At 73.5% G+C, this 21,816-nt stretch carries 13 protein-coding genes and 1 pseudogene; 7 read left to right on the forward strand and 7 right to left on the reverse strand.

The genetic code is table 11. The features are described from left to right. Positions 1-343: 343 nt before the first annotated feature. The gene (locus ACFZCP_RS40330; RefSeq protein ID WP_391440179.1) at positions 344-2,956 is read right to left on the reverse strand and encodes a CHAT domain-containing protein; all 2,613 of its coding nucleotides are present in this window, start codon (positions 2,954-2,956) and stop codon (positions 344-346) included. Between the two features lie 136 nt (positions 2,957-3,092). Between ACFZCP_RS40330 and ACFZCP_RS40335 the strand changes: the two genes are divergently transcribed. The 3 genes from ACFZCP_RS40335 to ACFZCP_RS40345 are packed head-to-tail and all read left to right on the forward strand — an operon-like array spanning position 3,093 to position 5,634. Continuing rightward, positions 3,093-4,517, forward strand: coding sequence for a S8 family serine peptidase (locus ACFZCP_RS40335; protein WP_391440184.1), 1,425 nt, complete (start codon positions 3,093-3,095; stop codon positions 4,515-4,517). Then, the gene (locus ACFZCP_RS40340; protein WP_362682163.1) at positions 4,514-5,152 is read left to right on the forward strand and encodes a sigma-70 family RNA polymerase sigma factor; all 639 of its coding nucleotides are present in this window, start codon (positions 4,514-4,516) and stop codon (positions 5,150-5,152) included. Before ACFZCP_RS40335 ends, ACFZCP_RS40340 begins: the two co-directional genes overlap by 4 nt. A gap of 5 nt (positions 5,153-5,157) precedes the next feature. Continuing rightward, a complete protein-coding gene (locus ACFZCP_RS40345) occupies positions 5,158-5,634 on the forward strand; it encodes a hypothetical protein (protein ID WP_362683245.1) in 477 nt (158 codons plus the stop codon). 92 nt (positions 5,635-5,726) lie between these two features. On the opposite strand, the pseudogene ACFZCP_RS40350 reads toward ACFZCP_RS40345, so the two are convergent. The 3 genes and pseudogenes from ACFZCP_RS40350 to ACFZCP_RS40360 all read right to left on the reverse strand — a co-directional run. Beyond that, positions 5,727-5,897, reverse strand: a pseudogene (locus ACFZCP_RS40350) (cytochrome P450); the annotation flags it as partial. Positions 5,898-6,114: 217 nt separating this feature from the next. Then, the gene (locus ACFZCP_RS40355) at positions 6,115-6,906 is read right to left on the reverse strand and encodes an N-formylglutamate amidohydrolase (protein ID WP_391440196.1); all 792 of its coding nucleotides are present in this window, start codon (positions 6,904-6,906) and stop codon (positions 6,115-6,117) included. Between the two features lie 230 nt (positions 6,907-7,136). Beyond that, positions 7,137-9,356 carry an NADP-dependent isocitrate dehydrogenase gene (locus tag ACFZCP_RS40360; RefSeq protein WP_391440203.1) on the reverse strand — a complete coding sequence of 740 codons (2,220 nt, stop codon included), beginning with the start codon at positions 9,354-9,356 and terminating at the stop codon, positions 7,137-7,139. A gap of 241 nt (positions 9,357-9,597) precedes the next feature. Between ACFZCP_RS40360 and ACFZCP_RS40365 the strand changes: the two genes are divergently transcribed. Beyond that, positions 9,598-11,160, forward strand: coding sequence for a M1 family aminopeptidase (locus tag ACFZCP_RS40365; protein ID WP_391440209.1), 1,563 nt, complete (start codon positions 9,598-9,600; stop codon positions 11,158-11,160). A 350-nt stretch (positions 11,161-11,510) separates the two neighbouring features. After that, on the forward strand, positions 11,511-14,675 hold the full coding sequence (locus ACFZCP_RS40370) for an amidohydrolase family protein (RefSeq protein WP_391440216.1): 3,165 nt from the start codon (positions 11,511-11,513) through the stop codon (positions 14,673-14,675). Positions 14,676-14,707: 32 nt separating this feature from the next. On the opposite strand, the gene ACFZCP_RS40375 is transcribed toward ACFZCP_RS40370, so the two are convergent. The 3 genes from ACFZCP_RS40375 to ACFZCP_RS40385 form a co-directional block, all read right to left on the reverse strand. Next, positions 14,708-15,799: a mechanosensitive ion channel domain-containing protein gene (locus tag ACFZCP_RS40375; RefSeq protein WP_391440223.1), complete on the reverse strand. Its 1,092-nt coding sequence runs from the start codon at positions 15,797-15,799 to the stop codon at positions 14,708-14,710. Between the two features lie 186 nt (positions 15,800-15,985). Next, the gene (locus ACFZCP_RS40380; protein ID WP_391440228.1) at positions 15,986-17,518 is read right to left on the reverse strand and encodes an amino acid permease; all 1,533 of its coding nucleotides are present in this window, start codon (positions 17,516-17,518) and stop codon (positions 15,986-15,988) included. Positions 17,519-17,554: 36 nt separating this feature from the next. Beyond that, complete coding sequence (locus tag ACFZCP_RS40385; RefSeq protein ID WP_391440232.1) at positions 17,555-18,556, reverse strand: hypothetical protein; 1,002 nt, start codon at positions 18,554-18,556, stop codon at positions 17,555-17,557. A gap of 312 nt (positions 18,557-18,868) precedes the next feature. On the opposite strand from ACFZCP_RS40385, the gene ACFZCP_RS40390 reads away from it, so the two are divergent. Next, positions 18,869-20,299 carry an FGGY family carbohydrate kinase gene (locus tag ACFZCP_RS40390; RefSeq protein ID WP_391440236.1) on the forward strand — a complete coding sequence of 477 codons (1,431 nt, stop codon included), beginning with the start codon at positions 18,869-18,871 and terminating at the stop codon, positions 20,297-20,299. After that, on the forward strand, positions 20,296-21,699 hold the full coding sequence (locus tag ACFZCP_RS40395; protein ID WP_391440242.1) for an FAD-dependent oxidoreductase: 1,404 nt from the start codon (positions 20,296-20,298) through the stop codon (positions 21,697-21,699). The genes ACFZCP_RS40390 and ACFZCP_RS40395 overlap by 4 nt, the downstream gene beginning before the upstream one ends. Positions 21,700-21,816: the final 117 nt, after the last annotated feature.

A 21,816-nucleotide genomic window follows, 5' to 3' on the forward strand; every position in this document is an offset into this window, starting at 1 on the left:
TGCGGGTGTGTGGTGGCTGGTTGCGCAGTTCCCCGCGCCCCTTTTGAGGGCGTTGTCGGTCGAGGGCGTGTCGTCCGTTGCCGGTGTGTGGGGTGGTTGGGCGCGCAGTCGCCCGCGTCTATGTGGGTGTGCCGGCGGTGGAGGTGTGCCGTTCGCGTGCGTGGGTGCGTGGGGGTTGCGGAGGGGCATGGCGATGCGGTCCCGCCGATCTTGCGTACGTGCCGTCCGCTGCATGGACGCTCCCTCACGTGCAAGGACGCCGCTCACGTGCAAGGGCGGCCCCTCGCGTGCAAGGGCGGCCCCTCGTGTGCATGGGCGCCCCTTCGTGTGCAAGGGCGACCCCTCACGCTGCTCCGAATGCCGCGAAGGCCCAGCCCGTTGCCTGGTGGACCGCGTCGCCGGGCTGGGCGGTGCGGGCGTCGCGCAGGGCCTCGGCCAGGGACAGGCCCGCGTCGAGGCCCTTGTGCAGGGCGAGCATCAGGGGCACCACGGCGGCGTCGTTGACGGGCGCGCTGCTCGCCACGACCCCGGCCGTGCCCAGCGGCAGCAACGCTGTGACCAGGCCGAGGAGTTCGTCGGCGCCGACCGAGGCGAGGCGGGCGGTGTCGCAGCTGGAGAGGATGATCCGGTACGGGCTGCGGGCGAGACGCTCGAAGTCGTGCACGATCAGCGGGCCGTCGGCCATGCGCAGGGCCGAGAACAGGGGACTGTCGGCGCGGAACGTGCCGTGCGCGGCCAGGTGCGCGAGCGCCGCGCCGTCGAGCTCCTCCAGCACACGGGGCACCTCGGCAGCCGCGCCCTCCAGCACGGTCGCGGTGCCGTACCGGTCGGCCAGTTCGGGCACCTCCGCGCCACCCGTGGCCAGGCCCGGGCCGCGTACCAGGACGGGCCGGCCACCGGGCGGCGGCTCGGTCTCCCGGGCCCGCAGCCAGCTCCCCGCCGACGGCGACACGCTGAGCACCCGCTCCCGCAGCGCGGGCAGCAGCGCCCACGGCACCCGGTGCAGCGCGCCCGGAGGCACGATCACCACCGGCCCGGACCCGAGGTGGCGGACGGCATCACCCAGCAGGAGTTCCTGCAGGCGCCGCCCCGCCGCCTCCACCAGCGGCAGCCGTGCCTCGCCTCCCGGATGGGCGAGCCGCCGCAGCCCGGCCTGTACATGCTCGGCCTCGGCCACCGCCTCCGCGAGCGTGCCGCCCGCGAACCGCCGTACCCGCCCCTGCCCGCACAGGAGGATGTGCACCTGACCGTCCACGACGGCCAGTTCGGCCAGCCGCGCCTCGCCCAGCCGGTCCAGCAGGCGGCCGGTGTCGAAGCGGTCGCCGTAGCCCGGGGTGTCGGCGTGCAGATGGTGGGTGCGGGAGCGGATGTCCCGTTCCAGCCGCCGCTGTTCGCGCTCCAGGGCCGGAACCGGACGGCCCTCCCGCCGGGCCTCCGCGGCCCGGGCCGCTATCTCCCGGTAGGCGGTGAGGCTGCGCACCAGTGCCGGATCGGCGGGCGGCCGGGTGGGCGGCGCGGACAGCACGGTCGCCCGCCAGCGCTCACTCCATTCCAGCAGCCGCCGCGGGCTGCCGTGGGCCAGGCTCGCCGCCTGCGCGAGCGCGGCCAGTTCGGCGCCGTGCGCGGTGGCGCGGGCCCGCAACTCGGAGGCGCCGAGCGTCATCCGGTGGTCGTCGAGCACGTCCAGGCCGCGCCGGCAGGCATTCAGCACGCCTCGCCCGGAACCGGCCGCACGGGCCCGCAGCGCCTGTGCGGCCCAGCCCGTCATACGGGCAGGCGGGGGACCGCCGTGCCGGCTGCGGGCGGCCACCGCCAGATGGCACTCCGCCTCTTGCGTCCGGCCCAGGACGAGCGCGATCCGGCCGGCCAGCAGCGAGGCCTCCGCCGCGGCCGGCGAACCGAAGGAGGCCAGCCGCTCGGCGACCGCCGCCGCGTCCGCGACCAGCCGCCCCGACCGGCGCCCGGCCGCCACCCGGGCCTCTATGAGCACCAGCCGGGCATGCGTCTCCCACCAGGACCGCCGCTGTCCCGCGAACAGCCGTACGGCGAGGGCGGCGCGGGCGATGGCGGTGTCCGGGTCCCCGGTCGAGCGGGCGGCCCGCGCGGCGGCCAGCAGCAGCTCGGCCTTGCGGGTGGACTGCCCGCCCATCCGGTCCAGCTGCGCGATCGCCGCGTCCGCCTCGGCGAGCGCCTCCGGGGCGAGCCCCGCCACCATCAGCACCTCGCAGCGCCGGGCGGACAGCACGAACGTGGGCGTGCCCAGCTTGGCGTACCGCTCCTCGGCCTCGTCGAGCAGCCGCAGCGCCGCCGGGATGTCGCCCGAGCGGAACGCGGCCAGGCCCCGGCTCTCCACCGCGTCCGCCTTGTCGTGCTCCTGGCCGGTGGTCTCCCACAGCCGCTCCGCCGCCGTGAAGTCCGCGTCCGCCCGGTCCACCGCACCCACCGCCAGATGCACGGTGGCCCGCAGCGTCAGCGCCCGCGCGGTCCAGATGTCGTCGCCGGCCTGCCGCAGCACCGGAAGCGCCCGCCGTACGTCCTCCAGCGCCTCCCGGTGGCGCCCCAGCACCCACCACACATAGGCCCGCCGGTACAGCACCCGCGCCCTGGTGTGTCCGCTGCCCCGCGCGACCCCCCGCTCGAAGGCGGCCAGCCCCTGTCGCGTGCGCCCCGCGTGCACCAGTGCGACCCCCAGGGTCGCCAGCACGTCCGCCTCCCGCTCGGCGGATTCGGCTCGCGAGGCCAGGTCCCGGGCCCGCCGCAGATGCCTGAGGGCGATCCTCAGGTCGCCGAAGTCCCGCTGCCAGATGCCCAGTACCTGATGGGCCACGCTGGCGTGCAGCGGCGACGGACGGCTGTGCAGTACCTGTTCCGCGCGCGCCCGGGCCTCGCCCGGGTCGGCGAAGACCATCGGCAGCAATTCGAGTACCGACTCGCTTCCCGCTGTCACTCCTCGCATGGTAGTGGCCTGCGTAAATCCGTCACACGGGTTCTCCGTCGTCTCCTCGGGCTGTACCGGCCGGACCCGCGCGCTGTATCAATCGGTCGTCGGGCGACTCTGACTGACGAACACCGCATCAGGGGGAGGACACACCATGGCACCTCGGCGATTCCATGAACAGTTCCATCACATCCAGCGCGCGATGCCCGACGTCCCGCTGGCCATGGGACCGGACGACTCCGCGGGGTTCCTCTACGAGAAGGGTGTCGTCCTCGCCCGCGACGGCGAGGAGGCCCGCCTGGTCGAGGAGACCGTGCGCACGCATTTCACCGACACCCGCGGACTCGTCCCCGACCACGTGGCCCGGACGGGCCCGGACACCAACCGCACCGGCGTCACCCGCATCCGGGTCGGCGACCCCGCCGAGGGCGAGGACGTCGTGCCGCACGCCCTGCGCGCCCTCGCCGAGGCCGAGGGACGGCGGCGCCGCACCCTGGTCAGCCGCAACCACGTCGTGCACATCGCGGTCAACGCCTGCCCGGGCGACGAGCCGGTGCCCGTACCGCGCAGCGAGCCGCCCAACCCGGCGGCGGCCGAGGACCCGTACGACCCTGACACCGCCGTCGGCGTCCTCGTCATCGACACCGGCCTCGTGCACGACCACGCGTCCTACCCGCTCCTCGCCCACACCACCGGCGACGCCCAGGTGGAGGAGACCGGAGCGGGCGGGGTGCTGCGGCAGTACGTCGGACACGGCACGTTCATCGCCGGGATCCTCGCCGCCGTCGCACCCAACACCGACATCACGGTGCGCGGCACGCTCAACGACGCGGGCGCCGTCCTGGAGTCGGAGTTCGGCACCAGGCTCTTCGAGGCCGTCGACCAGGGCGGCTGGCCCGACATCCTCAGCCTCTCCGCGGGCACCTCCAACGGCTCGGCCGACGGTCTCATCGGCCTCGACGCGTTCATGGAAGAACTGCGCGACCAGGGCACCCTGCTGGTGGCCGCCGCGGGCAACAACGGCAGCGACGCCCCGTTCTGGCCCGCCGCCTACGCCACACTGCCCGAGTACGAGGGCAGCGTGCTGTCGGTCGGCGCGCTGCGCGGGGACGGCGCGTCGGGCGCCTGCTTCAGCAACCACGGCCCCTGGGTGCGCGTCTACGCCCCCGGCGAGCGCCTGACCGGCGCCCTCACCGGCTTCGGCACACCGGTGCCCTACGTCTACCAGCACTCGACCTACGACGCCTGCCGGTACGGCTCCGACTACGCCTGCACCTGTCGGTACCCGCGCCACACGGGCGTGTTGAGCGAGGCGGGGGAGAGCACCGGGGCCAAGCCGGACCAGGTGATGTTCGACGGCCTGGTGCAGTGGAGCGGCACCTCCTTCGCCACCCCCGTCGTCGCCGGCCTGGTCGCCGCCCACATGGTGGCCCACAAGGAGCGCGACCCGCGCGCCGCCCGCACACAACTGCTCGCCTCCACCACGGACTCCGCCGAGGTGCGCGGGGTGCACGTCCCGGCGCTGCGCCCGCCCACCTGGCGTCCGGTTCCGGTCATGATCCCGGAAGTGCCCGCATGAGGGCCGGAATCCTCTGCTCCACGGCGTACGATGACGTGCCGTACACGAGGGGTGGAGCCGTGGACCGTACAGAGGTCGGCGCGCTGGTCCGGTCCGCCGTCGACGGCGACGCCGCGGCCTGGAAAGCGCTGGTGGAAGGGTTGAGTCCGCTGGTGTGGTCGGTCGTGCGCGCGCACCGGCTCTCCGATGCCGACGCACACGAGGTCTACCAGACCGTGTGGTTCCGCTTCGCCCAGCACCTGGGCCGCCTCAGGGAACCCGACAAGGCGGGTGCCTGGCTGGCCAGTACCGCCCGTCACGAGTGCCTGAAGGTGCTCAAAGGTCTGACGCGGCTGACACTGACCGACGACCCGGAGGTGCTCGACCGGGCCAGCGACGAGCGGACGCCGGAGCAGACGCTGATCGACTCGGAGGAGGCGGCGGTGGAGGCCGAGCGCATCCGCCGGCTCTGGCAGGAGTTCGAGGCCCTCGGCGACCGGTGCCGAAAGCTGTTGCGGGTGCTGATGTCCTCGCCACCGCCCAGCTATCTGGAAGTGTCGGCCGCGCTCGGTATCGCGGTCGGCAGCATCGGTCCGTTGCGCCAGCGTTGTCTGCGCCGGCTGCGGGCCCGGATGGACGCACGGGGGGCGGCATGAGCGGCATGGACGGCAACGGCGTTCCCGAAGCGGACTTCGACGCGTCCGGGGTCGACGGCGATCTGCTGGAGGAGGAGCTGCGGCAGGCGGCCGACGTCCTGGATCCCGTCCCCGTCGAACTGCGCCAACTCGCGCTCGATGCCTACGCGTTGCACGACCTGGACGCCCGGATCGCCGAGCTGACCTTCGACTCGCTGGTGGATGCGCTGCCGGTCAGGGGAGTGCCGGACGCCCCCCGGATGCTGACGTTCCGCGCCGGCGGGCTCACCGTCGACGTCGAGGTCACCGGCGAGGGGCTGATCGGCCAGGTGCTGCCGCCGCAGTCGGCACGCATCGAGGTGCTGGGCGGCCCGCAGACGGCCCGCGCGGTCACCGTCGACACCCTGGGCCGCTTCACCAGCGACGCGCCGCCCGCCGGACCGTTCGCGCTGCGGCTGCGGACCGGCGGAGAAAAGATCGTCACGGAGTGGCTGCGGGCATGAGTCCGCTCACCCGGTGGGCGTGAGTTCGCTCAGCCGGTGGGCATGAGTCCACGCAGCCGGTGGGACCGAAGCCGCTTGCCGGGTGGGCGGGACCGGGCGAGGACCGCACCGGTGCAGTGGTGCGGGATGTACCGCAGCAGCTCGTCCAGGACCGGACCGCGGGCATCCGGACGGGTACGCATGCGTTCCATCAGCTCGGGCCGGGTCAGTATCAGGAACAGCATCTGCCCGTTGTGGTGGGTGACTGCCTCGCCGCCGATCTGTCCTGCGGGAGTGTTCTGGGCAGAGGTCTGCCGACGTGCGGTCGCGTGACAGGGGAAGCGGGGCGCCACGGCGTCCGGCGGGCCCGAGTGGGGGCCGGAAAGGTGACCGGCGCACGGTGGGCAGCGGCGTCCGGCGGGGCTTGCGCGCGGGAGCCCACGAGCGCGACCGGTGCGTGCCGGGTCGGCCCCGTCCGGCGGGCCTGCGCGTCCGGCGGGCCTACACGGCGTCCACGAGGGCGGTCAGGGCGGCGGCCAGCCGCTCCAGACCCGGCCCGGCGGGCCCGCCCGGCTCCGTCATGTACGTGTCCCGACGGATCTCCACCATCAGGGCGCTGACCCTCCGGTCCCGCCCGTAGTACTCCAGCGGTACGTAGGTCCCGCTGAACGGGCTGTCCAGACCCGTCTCCCCGCATCCCGCCAGCGCCGCACGCGCCGCCTCGGTCAGCTCCGGCGGCGTGTGGAAGGCGTCCGTGCCGAGACACACGGCGGGCCGCGGCCCCGCCCCGTGCAGCTCGTACGGCAGCGGCTCGGCCGGATAGGAGTGCACATCGATCACCACGGCCCGCCCGGTCGCGGCGAGCCGCCCGGCCACCGCCTCGGTCATCGCCTGCGCGTACGGCCGGAAGTACCGCTCGACCAGCGGCCCGGGATCCGTCTCCGCGGGACGCAGCTCGGCCCGGTGAGTGGTGCGGGTGTACACGGCCCCCATCCCCACGGCGAGCATCTCCTCCCGCTCGTCCGGAAACCGCTCCGGGTCCACCACCAGCCGCGACAGCCGGTTGACGAACCGCCAGGGCGTGATCCGGGCCGCCCCGGCCGCCCGTTCGGCGATCCGGCCGGTGTGGGCGTCGGTGATGTGGTCCAGTTCGCGCCGGAGCGCTTCGTCGTCGAGCAGGATTCCCTCGCGCACGTCGTGAGGTATCTCCCGTGCGCCGTGCGGCACGTGCAGCAGGACCGGCGACTCGGCGGCGCCGGGAAGGAGTTCGAACGCGGGGACGGGCTCGGTCACGGGCTGCTCCAGGGGCGTGGTCGGTGGCGTCGCGCAGGATCAAGGTGTCACATCGTCACCGGGCGAGGTCGGGAGAGGGCCGGCGCGGACGGGCGAAGACGGGAGAGGGCGGGCGAAGACGGGCGGGAGTGTGCGCGCCCGGACATGGCTGCGCCCCGGCCGGGTGTACCGGCCGGGGCGCAGTCCTGCTCACGGCTGCGGCTCGCGCGCCGCAGACGCAGGCGTCAGCGTCAGATCAGGGACGCGAGGGTCTCGTTCCAGGTGGCCGACGGGCGCATGATCGCGTCCGCCTTGGCCTTCTCCACCTGGTAGTAGCCGCCGATGTCGGCCGCGGAGCCCTGGACGGCGATCAGCTCGTCGACGATCTTCTGCTCGTTCGCCGCGAGGGTCTCGGCGAACGGGGCGAAGGCCTTGGCCAGGTCGGCGTCGTCGGTCTGCTTCGCCAGCTCCTGCGCCCAGTACAGGGACAGGTAGAAGTGGCTTCCGCGGTTGTCGATGCCGCCGAGGCGACGGGTCGGGGACTTGTCCTCGTTGAGGAAGGTCGCCGTGGCGCGGTCGAGGGTGTCGGCGAGGACCTTGGCACGGGTGTTGCCGGTGGCCGTCGCGTACTGCTCGAAGGAGGGGACGAGCGCGAAGAACTCGCCGAGCGAGTCCCAGCGCAGGTAGTTCTCCTTGACCAGCTGCTGGACGTGCTTCGGCGCGGAGCCGCCGGCGCCCGTCTCGAACAGGCCGCCGCCCGCCATCAGCGGGACGACCGACAGCATCTTGGCGCTGGTGCCCAGCTCCAGGATCGGGAACAGGTCGGTCAGGTAGTCGCGCAGGACGTTGCCGGTGACCGAGATCGTGTTCTCGCCGCGGCGGATGCGCTCCACCGACAGCTTGGTCGCCTCGACCGGGGACAGGATCTTGATGTCCAGGCCCTCGGTGTCGTGCTCCGGAAGGTACTGGCGGACCTTCGCGATCAGGTTGGCGTCGTGGGCGCGGCCCTCGTCCAGCCAGAACACGGCCGGGTCGCCGGTGGCGCGGGCGCGCGTGACGGCCAGCTTGACCCAGTCGCGGATCGGGGCGTCCTTGGTCTGGCAGGCGCGGAAGATGTCGCCGGCGCCGACCGGCTGCTCGATGAGGACGTTTCCGGCCTCGTCGACCAGGCGGACCGTGCCCGCGGCCGCGATCTCGAAGGTCTTGTCGTGGGAGCCGTACTCCTCGGCCTTCTGCGCCATCAGGCCGACGTTCGGCACCGAGCCCATGGTGGACGGGTCGTAGGCGCCGTTGGCCCGGCAGTCGTCGATGACGGCCTGGTAGACACCGGCGTAGGAGGAGTCCGGGATGACGGCGAGGGTGTCGGCCTCCTGGCCGTCCGGGCCCCACATGTGACCGGAGGTGCGGATCATCGCCGGCATCGAGGCGTCGACGATGACGTCCGAGGGGACGTGCAGGTTGGTGATGCCCTTGTCGGAGTCGACCATGGCGAGGGCCGGGCCCTCGGCCAGCTCCGCGTCGAAGGACGCCTTGATCTCGGCGCCCTCGGGCAGGTTCTCCAGGCCCTTGAGGATGCCGCCCAGACCGTCGTTCGGGGTCAGGCCGGCCGCGGCGAGCGTCTCGCCGTACCGCGCGAACGTCTTCGGGAAGAAGACGCGCACCACATGGCCGAAGATGATCGGGTCGGAGACCTTCATCATCGTCGCCTTGAGGTGCACGGAGAACAGGACGCCGTCCTGCTTGGCGCGGGCGACCTGCGCGGCGAGGAACTCGTTCAGCTGCGCGGCGTGCATCACCGAGGCGTCGACGACCTCGCCCGCGAGGACCGGTACGGACTCCTTCAGGACGGTGGTGGTGCCGTCCTCGCCGACCAGCTCGATCCGCAGCTTGCCGGCCTCGGAGACCACCACGGACTTCTCGGTGGAGCGGAAGTCGTTCTGGCCCATGGTCGCCACATTGGTCCGGGACTCGGTGGTCCAGGCGCCCATGCGGTGCGGGTGGGTCTTGGCGTAGTTCTTCACCGAGGCAGGGGCGCGGCGGTCGGAGTTGCCCTCACGCAGCACCGGGTTCACGGCGGAACCCTTGATCTTGTCGTAGCGGGCGCGGATGTCGCGCTCCTCGTCGGACTTCGGGTCGTCCGGGTAGTCCGGCAGTGCGTAGCCCTTGCCCTGCAGCTCGGCGACGGCGGCCTTCAGCTGCGGGATGGACGCCGAGATGTTCGGCAGCTTGATGATGTTGGCCGAGGGGGTCTTGGCCAGTTCGCCCAGCTCGGACAGCGCGTCGGGGATGCGCTGGTCCTCGTTCAGGTACTCCGGGAAGACGGCGATGATGCGCCCGGCCAGCGAGATGTCACGGGTCGTGACGGGCACACCGGCCTGCGAGGCGTACGCCTGGATCACCGGCAGGAACGAATGCGTCGCCAGGGCCGGGGCCTCGTCTGTGTAGGTGTAGATGATGGTCGAGTCAGTCACCGGGTGCTCCGCTCCACGTCTGCAACATTGCTCGACATCAAGATATCTCGTGAGCGGGTTCGGCTCGACAGGGGTCCTGGCTCGAAAACGTGCCACCGGGGTGCAGACGAGTCGCGGATCTTGTAGAACCCCGTCCCGGATCTTGTACAACCCTGCCCCGGATCTCGTGGTCATGACAAGCGAATCGCCCACTGACCGGCGGCCGGACCCGACCAGCCGGCCGCCCGAGCGAAAGCGGACCATGAGATATCGCACCAGAGTGACGGCCCCGGCGGCCGCCCTGATCGGTACGGCGGCGGCCCTGGCCACGGGGGGCACGGCCCCGGCCCTGGCGGCCACCCGCACACGCCCGACGGACCCGGACCCGAGCCCCGGCCCGGAGACCCTCGGCGACCCCGTCTTCCCGGCCCTCGGCAACGACGGCTACCGGGTCCGTGCCTACCACCTCGACCTCTCCTACGACGCCACGGCCCGGCGCGTGGACGCCGTCGCCACCCTCAGGCTCCGCACCACCCGCGCGCTGAGCCGTTTCTCCCTCGACGCGCTCGGCCTGGACATACGGGCCGTGGAGGCCGACGGCTGCGCTGCCTCGTTCGAGCAGGCCGACGAGAAACTGCGGATCACCCCGGCGCGGGCGCTGGAGGAGGACTGTGCCGTCACGGTCCGCGTCGAGTACTCCGCCGACCCGCGCCGCACCCTGACACACACCGCCTGGGTGCCCACCCCGGACGGCTTCGCGATCTGCCCCCAGCCGAACTCCGCGCACACCGTCTTCCCGTGCAACGACCACCCCTCGGACAAGGCCGGCTTCAGCTTCCGCATCACCGTCCCGAACGGGCTGCGCGGCGTGGCGAACGGCCTGCTCACCGGTGTCGAGGCCGTGGACGGGGACCGCACGGCGTACTCGTACCGCTCGCTCGCGCCGATCGCCACCGAACTCGTCCAGATCACCGTCGGCGACTACGTGGTCAAGGACCGGCAGGGCCCGCACGGCCTGGCCCTGCGCGACGTGGTCCCCACCGCCCGCGCCGCCGCCCTGGAGCCCGCCCTCTCGCTGACGCCCGCCCTGGTGAGCTGGCTGGAGGACCGCCTGGGCGCCTTCCCGTTCGAGACGTACGGACTGCTGCCGTGCAACTCCGACGACCCGAACGCCTTCGACTTCACGGGCCTGGAGACCCAGACCCTCACCCTCTACAAGCCGAACTTCCTCCTCCAGGAGGAGAAGAAGATCGGCTCGCACATGATGCACGAGCTGGTCCACTCCTACTTCGGCAACCTGGTCAGCCCCGCCACCTGGGCCGACCTGTGGCTGAACGAGGGCCACGCCGACTTCTACGGGCTGCTGTACCGCTACGAGCGGGGCTGGGCCGACTCGCTGGGCCTGACCACGATGGAGGCCCGGATGAAGGACACCTACGCCCGTGGCGACCAGTGGCGCCACGACTCGGGCCCGGTGGCGGCACCCGACGCGGCCGACCTCTTCGACAGCCAGCGCTACCTGGGCGGCGTGCTCGTCCTGTACGCCTTCTGGCAGCTGGTCGGCGAGGACGCCTTCCACGCGGTCGAGCGGACCTTCCTGGAGCGCTTCCGGGGCGGCTCGGCATCGACGGACGACTACATAGCCGTCGCCTCGCACGTCACCGGCCAGGACCAGTCGGGTTTCCTGCGTGACTGGCTCTACGGTACGAAGACCCCGCGCATGCCCGGCCACCCCGACTGGACGGTGAACCCGGTCGCCTCGTCCCTCGCGGCCCCGCACAGCCACCGGAGCGGCCACTGGCACGAGAACTCGGCCACCCTCTGACGGGCGGTGGCGGGCGGAGCCCTGCCCGGCTCCGCCCGCCACCCGTCACGGCAGCAGGCGACGGGCCCGCGGGCAGCGGACGGCTCGACTCCGTCCGGGCGCACCGGATCGCCCCGTCCGGACGAACCCCGCTCACTGCTCACCGATCCCTCGCCTCCGATCTCCGATCCCTGACACCTCCAGCTGCCTGACCCCTGGCCCCTGACCACCGTCACCTGGTACCTGCTTGCTGATCCCCGCCCGGTGATCTTCGAACTTCCGGTCTCCGATCCCCGATCCCGCCACGTACCGCCCGGCCGCTCGTTGCTCCGGTCGGACCGGGTGTCGCCGTGGGAGGGAAGGGCGCGGGCATGGGTTTGGGCTTCGTCAGCCGCCGGGGTTTTCTGGGGGCCTCGGCCGCCGGAGTGGCCGGGGCCGCGTCATCGAACGCTGCCGCGGCCGTCACAGCCGCCGTGGACGGTCGGCGAGCAGCTCGTCCCGGGGAGCGCGTCCTCACCTATCACGAGACGACCGGCGGCTCGGTCACCGCCTGCCGCGACGGCTCGGTGGTGGTCGCCGAGGTGCAGGGCGTCCTGTGGCACGTCCCGCGCGACGGCGGAACGGCGCGGCAGCTCACCCACTGGTCACTGGAGGCGACCCGTCCGGCGCTGTCGCCGGACGGGGAGCGGCTCGCCCTGTGCGGATACCGAGGGGGCGCCTTCCACCTGTGGGCGATGCGGACGGACGGCGGGGAGCCGAGGCAGCTGACCGACGGGCCGTGGGACGACCGCGGGGCGGCCTGGTCACCGGACGGGACACGGATCGCCTTCTCGTCCGAGCGCGGCGGCGACGCCGTAACCGGCAGCTCCTTCGGCCTGTGGACCCTGGAGGCGGACAGCGGCCGGCTGGACCGGCTCACCGGCGGTGACTTCGAGGACTACGACGCGGTGTGGTGGCCGGACGGGCGCTCGCTGGTCTGTGTCCGGGCCGCGCACCGGCCGGGCGGCGGCAACGACGGCGGACTCCGTCTGGTCCGGGTGCCCGCCGCCGGCGGCCCGGCGCAGGTGGTGCGCACGGTGACGGAGGGCCGCCTGCTGTGCCCGTCCGTCTCCCCGGGCGGGCGGATCGCCTACCTGCACCTGTCCGGGACGGGCGACTCGTCGTCCCAGCCGCCCACGGGCGCGGCGCTGATGGTCGACGGGCACGTCGTCACGGCGGACGAGGACCTCGCGGCGGCCCCGCCGTGCTGGCTGGACGAGGACCGGCTGCTGTACGTCGCGGACGGCCGCATCCGCGTCCGTACCCTGGCCGAACCCTCCGTCACGGACGTGCCGTTCACCGCCCGGACGACGGTGCCCCGGCCCCGGTGGCGGCCCAGGACCCGGGCGCTGGGCTCCCCGGCCCAGGACCCGGTGCGCGGCATCCATCTGCCGGCCCTGTCGCCGGACGGGAGGCAGGTGGCGTTCGCCGCGCTGAACGCGCTGTGGCTGCTGCCGGTCGACGGCGCGCCGCGCAGACTCCTGCAGGGCGAGCCGGTCCACTACGTCCAGATGCCCGCCTGGGCGCCCGACGGTCGGAGCCTGCTGTACTGCACCGACCGTGACGGTCTGACCGCCGTGCACCGGCTGGGCCTGGAGGACGGCGAGGACCGGCTGCTGGCCGGCGGCGGGCGCCTGCACCCGGCCCTGTCGCCGGACGGTTCCCGGCTGGCCTGCCACGACGTCGTGGGGAACCTGCTGCTGCGGGACGTGGCGAGCGGCCAGGAGCGGGTGATCGCCCGGCCGCTGGCCACCGATGGGCCGCCCGGGGCCCCGACCTGGTCGCCGGACGGCCGCTACCTGGCCTTCTGCGACCGCAACCGGCTCAACCACCGCTTCCGCGAGGGCTATCACCTCATCCGCGTCGTCGACACCCGCACCGGCGCCGAGAAACGCCACCTGCCCGCCGCGCACCAGTCGCTGTCCGACCGTGTCGCCGCCGGACCGGTGTGGTCGCCCGACGGCCGCTGGATGGCGCTGGTCGCCGAGTCGGTCCTGTGGCTGCTGCCCGTCCGTGCCGACGGCACCCCCACGGGACCCGCCCGGCAGCTCACCGACGAGCCGGCCGACCACCCCAGCTGGTCCGGTGACGGGCACACGCTGCTGTACCTGTCCTGCGGCCGGCTGCGCCTGATGTCCCCCGGCTCCGCACCCGGCGGCGCGCGCACTCTCGCCGCCGGGCCGCCCGTCCGCCCGCGCCCGGCGACGCGCCGCGAGAAACTGCGGATCCACGCCGGGCAGCTGTGGGACGGCACCGGTGCCGCTCCCCGCCACGACGTCGACATCCTCGTCAGCGGCGACCGCATCACCGCGGTGGAGCCGCACCGCACGCGCCGCCCGGGTCATCGCACCGTCGACGCCTCCGGACGGACCATCGTCCCCGGCCTGTTCGACAGCCACACCCACCCCTACAACGCCGTCTACGGCGCCCGGCAGGGCCTGACCGCGCTCGCCTACGGCATCACCACCACCGTCTGCCTGGGCGGACCACTGTACGAGGCGGTCCGGCTGCGCGAGTCGGCCGCCACCGGGCACGGCCTGGGCCCGCGTCAGCTCGCCTGCGCGGAGCTGATCGACGGCTCCCGCACCGCCTACAGCATGGGCCGGGCCCACCGCACCCGCGCCGGTGTCACCCGCACCTTGCAGCGGGCCGCCGCCCTCGACGTCGACTTCGTGAAGACCTATGTCCGTGCTCCGGGCGAGGTCATGGCGCAGGCCGCCGAGGCCGCGCACCGGATGGGCGTGCCCTGCGGCAGTCACCTGTGCTCGCCGGGCCGGGCGGCCGGCCAGGACCTCACGACCCATCTGCAGGCCACCCAGCGCCTGCCCCACGGGCACGCCACGACCCCGCTCGGGCACATCCACCAGGACCTCGTCCAGCAGTACGCCGACGGCACCTTCGCCCTGGTCGTCACCCCGTTCACCGCACAGGTCCTCCTGGGCGCGGATCCCGGGCTGGCCGACGATCCGCGGGTGGGCCGTCTCATGCCGCCGTGGGACGTGGCCGCCGTACGCGCACGCGCCAGGGCCGAGCCCACCGCCCCTCAACTCCACGCCCTGGCCGTGGAGATGGCCGACTACCGGCGGCTGACCGCCCGGGGCGCCGTGCTGGCGGTCGGCACCGACGCCCCGCTGGTCCCCGTCGGCCTGTCCCTGCATCTGGCCCTGCGCGCCCTGCACGCCCACGGGTTCAGCGTGGCCGAGGCCCTGCACTGCGCCACGTCCGTGCCGGCCCGCCTGTTCGGCCTGGACGGCGACGTCGGCACCGTCCAAGCGGGCAGGCTCGCCGATCTGACCGTGGTGAACGGCGATCCGTTCACCGATGTCGCCACGCTCGTCGACACCCCCCTGGTGGTGCGCGCCGGCGTCGTGCACCGGCAGAGCGATCTGACCGCCGTGCACGGGGACCGCGACCACCCTTCGCCCCGGGACACCACCTGGCTCGATGTCGCCCACGGCCTGCGGCGCGGGTCGTGCTGCGACACCGGCGGGGGCTGACCCGCAGGGGCGGGGGCCGGCCCCCGCGCCGGCTAGTCGGCCACCGACGACCGCGACGGCACGTCCTCGCCGGTGCGCTGCTGCGGGATCACCAGCGAGCCCTGCTGCAGCGCCACCGTCCTGGCCGGGGCCGGGATGTGGATGCCCTCCTCGCGGTAGCGGCGGTGCAGCCGCTTGATGAACTCGTGCTTGATCCGGTACTGGTCGCTGAACTCGCCGACGCCGAGGATCACCGTGAACCCGATGCGCGAGTCGCCGAAGGTGTGGAAGCGGATGGCGGGCTCGTGGTCCGGGACGGCGCCGGCGATCTCGGTCATGGTCTGCGCGATGACCTCGGACGTGACGCGCTCGACGTGGTCCAGGTCGCTGTCGTAGCTCACGCCCACCTGCACCAGGACCGTCAGCCGCTGCTCGGGCCGGGTGAAGTTGGTCATGTTGGTCTTGGCGAGCTGGCCGTTGGGGACGACCACCAGGTTGTTGGACAGCTGGCGGACCGTCGTCTGGCGCCAGTTGATGTCCACGACGTAGCCCTCCTCGCCGCTGCTCAGCCGGATGTAGTCGCCCGGCTGGACGGTCTTGGAGGCGAGGATGTGGACGCCCGCGAACAGGTTGGCGAGCGTGTCCTGGAGGGCGAGGGCCACCGCCAGACCGCCGACGCCGAGGGCGGTGAGCAGCGGCGCTATGGAGATGCCGAGCGTCTGCAGCACCACCAGGAAGCCGATCGCCAGGACCAGCACCCGGGTGATGTTGACGAAGATGGTGGCCGAGCCCGCGACGCCCGAGCGGCTCTGGGTGACCGAGCGGACCAGGCCCGCGATCACCCGGGCCGCGGACAGGGTGACCACGAAGATCAGCCACACCTGGAGGATCTGGTTGACGTGGTGCTGGACGGTCCTGGTCAGCGGCAGCACCGCGGCGGCCGACGCCGCGCCGCCCGCGATCGCCGCCCACGGGACGACCGAGCGCAGCGCGTCCACGATGACGTCGTCACCGCTCCACTTGGTCCGCTTGGCGTGCTTGGCGAGCCAGCGCAGCAGCATGCGGGACAGGAAGGCCAGCACCAGACCCGCGGCCAGGGCGATACCCGCGAGGACGAAGTCGTCCAGGGTCAGTGCGCGGTTCACCCCTCACCCCCGGGGCGGAAAGTTGCTGCGGAGAGCCTGCTGTGAAGTCTCGTCACGTTGTCACCTGCTCGATGTGCGGAATGTGCGTTCGCGCCGCCGACCGGGTACCCGGCCCGGCGCGAACGCTCATCCTGCCGCATCCGGAACGCCAGTTCGTACCAGGACCGGCGCCGCGGACGCTCGGTCTCAGACGATGCCCTCCGCGAGTTCGGCCTGGTCGCGGTCGTCCCCGTAGGCGGTGGTGGTGGGCGTGCCGTACGCACGACGGGCGACGTACCACCAGACGCTGGCCAGGACCAGGACGACGACGAGTGCGACGGCCGCGTAGTTCATCGTGTCGACGGTGACCGGCGAGGACTGCGGCAGGCAGAACAGCACCGTCACGCAGGCCACCCAGATCACCGCGATCCAGCCGACCGGTCTGCTCCACCGGCCCAGGTTCCAGGGCCCCGGCCGGAAGCGGTCGCCCGCGCGCAGCCGCAGCAGCACCGGGATGGCGTAGGCGGGCGTGATACCGATGACGTTGATGGCGGTGACCGCGCCGTACGCCGTCGCCGAGTACAGGGACGGCAGCGCGAGGACACCGGCGACGATCACCGACAGCCACACCGCGGCGACCGGGGTCTGGGTGCGGCTGCTGACCTTGCGCCACAGGTGCGAGCCGGGCAGGGCGCCGTCCCGGCTGAACGCGAAGACCATGCGGCTGGCCGCGGCGACCTCCGCGTTCCCGCAGAACAGCTGGGCGACGATCACGACGAGCAGCAGTGCGCTGGCCCCGCCGGTGCCGAGGCCGTCGAGCAGGATCTGCGCGGGCGGCACGCCGGTGGCGGTGGTGCGCGTGGCGTCGTAGTCCTGGATGGCGAAGGTGAGACCGGCGAGCAGCACGAAGCCCGCGATCCACGACACCCAGATGGACCGTACGATGCCGCGGGCCGCGGACACCGAGGCGTTGGAGGTCTCCTCGGAGAGGTGGGCGGAGGCGTCGTACCCGGAGAACGTGTACTGGGCGAGCAGCAGGCCGATCGCCGCCACATAGAGCGGGTTGGACCAGCCGGTGTCGTTGACGAACCTGGTGAAGACGAAGGACGGCGACCGGTGGTGGTCCGGGACGAACGTCAGAGCCCCGACGATGACGGCGACACCGGCCAGGTGCCACCACACGCTGAACGCGTTGAGCAGGCTGACCAGACGGACGCCGAACAGGTTCAGCACCCCGTGCAGCAGCAGGATGGCGCAGAAGATCAGCATCGTCCTGCCGGGGGTCGGCTCGAAGCCCCACTGGAGATTGGCGAAGGCGCCGGTGAACAGGGCGGCGCCGTAGTCGATGCCGGCGATCGCGCCGAGCAGACCGAGCAGATTCAGCCAGCCCGTGTACCAGCCCCAGCGCCGGCCGCCGAGCCGGTCGGCCATGTAGTACAGGGCGCCCGAGGTCGGATAGGCGCTGGTGACCTCGGCGAGCGCGAGGCCGACGCACAGCACGAACAGGCCGACGCCCGCCCAGCCCCACAGCATCACGGCGGGCCCGCCGGCGCCCAGGCCGAAGCCGTAGAGCGTCATGCAGCCGGACAGGATCGAGATCACCGAGAAACTGATCGCGAAGTTGCCGAAGCCGTCCATACGACGGGCCAGCACCGGGCGGTAGCCCAGCTCGCGCAGCCGCTGCTCCTCGTCGTGCTGCGGCCGGCCGGGGGAGTGCGACGGATCTGGAGCGGGGGACATGCGGAAACCTCCAGGGAAGCGGAAGGGAGAGGGGCGTCAGGGGTGGGGGTGTCCGGCGGGGCCCGAGTCCTCGTCGGTGTGGCAGCGGTCCCTGGCCTGCACGAAGACCTCCACGGCACGGGTCCGGTCCGGGGTGCGGTACATCCAGGGCGGGGGAGTGGCGTACGGGCCGATCGCGTCGAACACCCGGGCCGCGTCCGGGAAGCGGTGGGCGCCCCACAGGGCGTGGGCCAGGTGGTTGAGGTCCAGCAGGGAGTGCTCGGCGCGCGGCGCCCGGTCGAACCAGGAGCGCAGCGCCCGCTGTGCCTCCCGGGCCGCGTCCTCGGCGACCCAGTGCAGGTCGAGCGCCACGTCGTGTCCGCTGCCGCGCCGGTAGCGCTCGACCCGTACGTACAACGGCAGCAGGTGGACCGCCGAGGCGGGGGGCGCCGAGGCGGCCGCCCACTGGGCGTAGCCCGCGGCCTCGGCGAGCCGGTCCGAGGTGGCGATCGCGTACAGGAACTGGAGCATGCGGTGGTGGGCCTCGCGGTTGTGCGGGTCGCGCCGGCACGCCTCGGCGAGCAGTCCCCACGGGCCCGGCGGCAGCATCGGCTCCGGCGCCGCCGCCCGGTGCTCCTCCCAGCGCTGCCCGGGATCGAGCTGGGCCAGTGCCAGCAGGCACACCCAGGGCACGGGGTCCTTCGGGGCGGCCTCGGCGGCGGACTGGGTGGCGTCCCACGCCTCGATCCACAACTCATGCGTGCGGCGGTGCCGTTCGCGCCGCGCCCGCAGGGCCCGCTCCACGCCGACCCGGGCGTGCATCACCGCGGCGGGCACGCTGTGCGGCTCCTCCGCGCGCCAGGCCCGCACCACGTCGGTGCCGGCCGCCGCGGCCGCGAGGACCTGGGTGCGCTGGGTCCACAGCCACCAGCCGGAGGTGTCCGCGAGCAGGGTGCGCATCGCCATCCAGCGGCCGGTGCGCAGATCCTGCAGGGCGGAGCGCAGGGCGTTGTCGTGACCTGCGGGGTCGTAGGAAGGACGGGGTCCTCCTCTGGCCATCAGCTGCCCGCCCCGGTCCGGGGGTGGACGGGCAGGGTGGCGCGGTGAGGTAACAACAGCCCTCCTCTGGGCCTTGACCGAGGGGTCTCGTGGGGGATCGGCGGTCACTATAGGGGCGGAGGTTCGGGACCTGCCATTGTTGGCAACTCAACTGTCCACATGGACAGTTGAATCCTTCACGGACATCCGGCCGGGCCGTCGCCGAGCGGCCGGCCCGGCAGCCGGCGGCGGTGCTTGACTCCGGTCACGGGCCGACGGCAGGCTGTGCGCGGTGATCTTCCGAGGGACCGGACACATGGGCGGGAGGGTGCGATGACGGGGCCGGTGCTCGCCGTCGACCAGGGCACCTCCGGCACCAAGGCCCTGGTGGTCTGCCCCGAACGCGGTGTGCTCGGCACCGGGTTCGCCGCCGTACGCCCCCGCCACCTGCCCGGCGGACGGGTCGAGGTCGATCCCTCCGAGCTGTACGCCTCGGTCCTGGACGCCGGCGGGCGCGCTCTCGCCGAGGCCGGCGAGGACGTCGTGGCCATGGGCCTGGCCAACCAGGGCGAGACCGTCCTCGCCTGGGACCCGGGCAGCGGCCGGCCGCTCACCGACGCGCTCGTCTGGCAGGACCGGCGCGCCGCGACCGTCTGCGACGAACTCGCCCCGCACGCCGAGGAGTTGCGACGGCTGACCGGACTTCCCCTGGACCCGTACTTCGCCGCACCCAAGATGGCCTGGATCCGCCGCCACCTCACCCGCGAGGGGGTCGTCACCACCTCCGACGCCTGGCTGGTCCACCGCCTCACCGGCGCCTTCGTCACCGACGCGGCCACCGCCGGCCGCACCCAGCTCCTCGACCTCGACCGGGCGCAGTGGTCGCCGTGGGCGCTCGACACCTACGGGCTGTCCGGCGAACGGCTCCCGCGGGTGGTCGCCAACGCCGAACCGGTGGGCACCACCGCGGCGTTCGGCCCCGCCATCCCGCTCACGGGCCTCGTGGTCGACCAGCAGGCGGCCCTGCTCGCCCAGCGCATCACCGGGCCCGGCGGCGCCAAGTGCACCTACGGCACGGGCGCGTTCCTGCTCGCCCACACCGGCGGCACAGCCCGGCGCGGCACCTCCGGCCTGGTCAGCTGCGTCGCCTGGCAGCTCGCCGGAGACACCGGCTACTGCCTCGACGGGCAGGTCTACACCGCCGCCTCCGCCGTGCGCTGGCTCACCGACCTCGGCGTCATCTCCTCGGCCTCGGACCTCGACCCGGTCGGCGGCTTGGTGCCCGACAGCGGCGGGGTCACCTTCGTCCCCGCCCTCGCCGGGCTGGCCGCCCCCTGGTGGCGCGGCGACGTGCGCGGCTCGCTGACCGGGCTCGGCCTCGACACCGGACCGGGACACGTGGTGCGCGCCCTGTGCGAGGGCCTCGCCGCCCAGGTGGTGGAGCTGGCGGAGGCGGCCGCGGCCGATCTCGGCACCCCGCTCGACGCGCTGCGCGTCGACGGCGGCCTGACCCGCTCCGCGCTCCTCATGCAGACCCAGGCCGACCTGCTGCAACGGCCCGTCGAGGTCTCCGCGCTGCCCGACGCCACCGCCCTGGGCGCCGCCGCCCTCGCCCGGCTCGGCGCGGATCCCGCGCTGGGCTTGCCGGACGCCCTGCCCGACTGGAAGCCCGCCGCCGTGTACGAACCCCGCATCCCGGCCGACCGGGCCGCCGAACGCCTCGCCCGCTTCCGCAGCGCCCTCGCCGCGCTGCTCGGCTCATGACGGTCACCGCCGAGGGGCCGCTGCCCGCGCAGCCCTACGACGTGACGGTCGTGGGCGCCGGCGTCGTCGGCTGCGCCGTCGCCCGCGAACTCGCCCGCCACCCGCGTCTGCGCATCGCCCTGGTCGAGGCACAGGACGACGTCGGCCAGGGCACCTCCAAGGCCAACACCGCCATCCTGCACACCGGATTCGACGCGACCCCGGGCTCCCTGGAGGCCCGGCTGGTCCGTGACGGCTCCCGGCGGCTCGCCGCCTACGCCGCCGTCTCCGGCATCCCCGTCGAGAAGGTCGGCGCCCTGCTCGTCGCCTGGGACGAGGACCAGCTGGCAGCCCTGCCACGGCTGGCCGAGAAGGCCGGGCGCAACGACTGCCCGGACACCCGGCTCCTCGACGCCGGCGGACTGTACGCGCGCGAGCCGCACCTCGGCCCCGGCGCGCTCGGCGCCCTCCACGTGCCCGGCGAGAGCATCATCTGCCCCTGGACGACGACCCTGGCGTACGCCACCCAGGCGGTCCGCGCGGGCGTCGGCCTGCATCTGAACACCCGGGTGCGGGACATCGGGCGGAGCCCGCACGGCCATCGCCTGACCACGACCCGGGGCACCCTGCACACCCGCCATCTGGTCAACGCGGCAGGCCTGCACGCCGACACCCTGGACCGGGCCCTCGGCCACGAGGACTTCACCGTCACCCCGCGCCGCGGCCAGCTCCTCGTCCACGACAAGCTCGCCCGCCGCCTGGTGAGGCACATCCTGCTCCCCGTCCCGACCGCCCTCGGCAAGGGCGTCCTGGTCGCCCCCACCGTCCACGGCAACGTCCTGCTCGGCCCCACCGCCGAGGATCTGGACGACAAGCGGGCCACCGGCTCCACCGCCGAGGGCATCGCCCTGCTGCGGGAGAAGGGCCGCCGCGTCCTGCCCGCCCTGCTGGACGAGGAGGTCACCGCCGTCTACGCCGGGCTGCGCGCGGCCACCGAGCACGAGGACTACCGCATCACCGCACACCCCGACCAGGCGTACGTCACCGTCGGCGGCATCCGCTCCACCGGTCTGACCGCGTCCATGGCCATCGCCGCACACGTCGTGCGGCTGCTGGCCGGCACCGGGCTCGACCTCGGGCCGGTCCGGGAACCGGAGCCCGTGCGCATGCCCAACCTCGGAGAGGCCTTCCCGCGCCCGTACCAGCGCCCCGAACTCATCGCGGCCGACCCGGAGTACGGCACCCTCGTCTGCCACTGCGAGCGCGTCTCCCGCGGCGAGATCCGCGACGCCCTCGCCAGTACGGTCCCGCCGCGCACCCTGGACGGCCTGCGCCGGCGCACCCGGGCCCGCGCGGGCCGCTGCCAGGGCTTCTACTGCGGGGCGTCGCTACGCCGCCTGTTCGAGGAGCCCCGCCGGTGACCGCCGAGCCCGCCGTGCGTCGACACCCCGGGAGGCTCGCCGACGAGGGCCGAGTGCGCCGTGTGTCGGCTGGTGGGGGAGGTTGGCTGATGGGGGTGGGGTTCGCCGTGCGTCGGT

Origin of the sequence: Streptomyces sp. NPDC007971, assembly GCF_042958635.1 — a bacterium.
Lineage (GTDB): Bacteria > Actinomycetota > Actinomycetes > Streptomycetales > Streptomycetaceae > Streptomyces.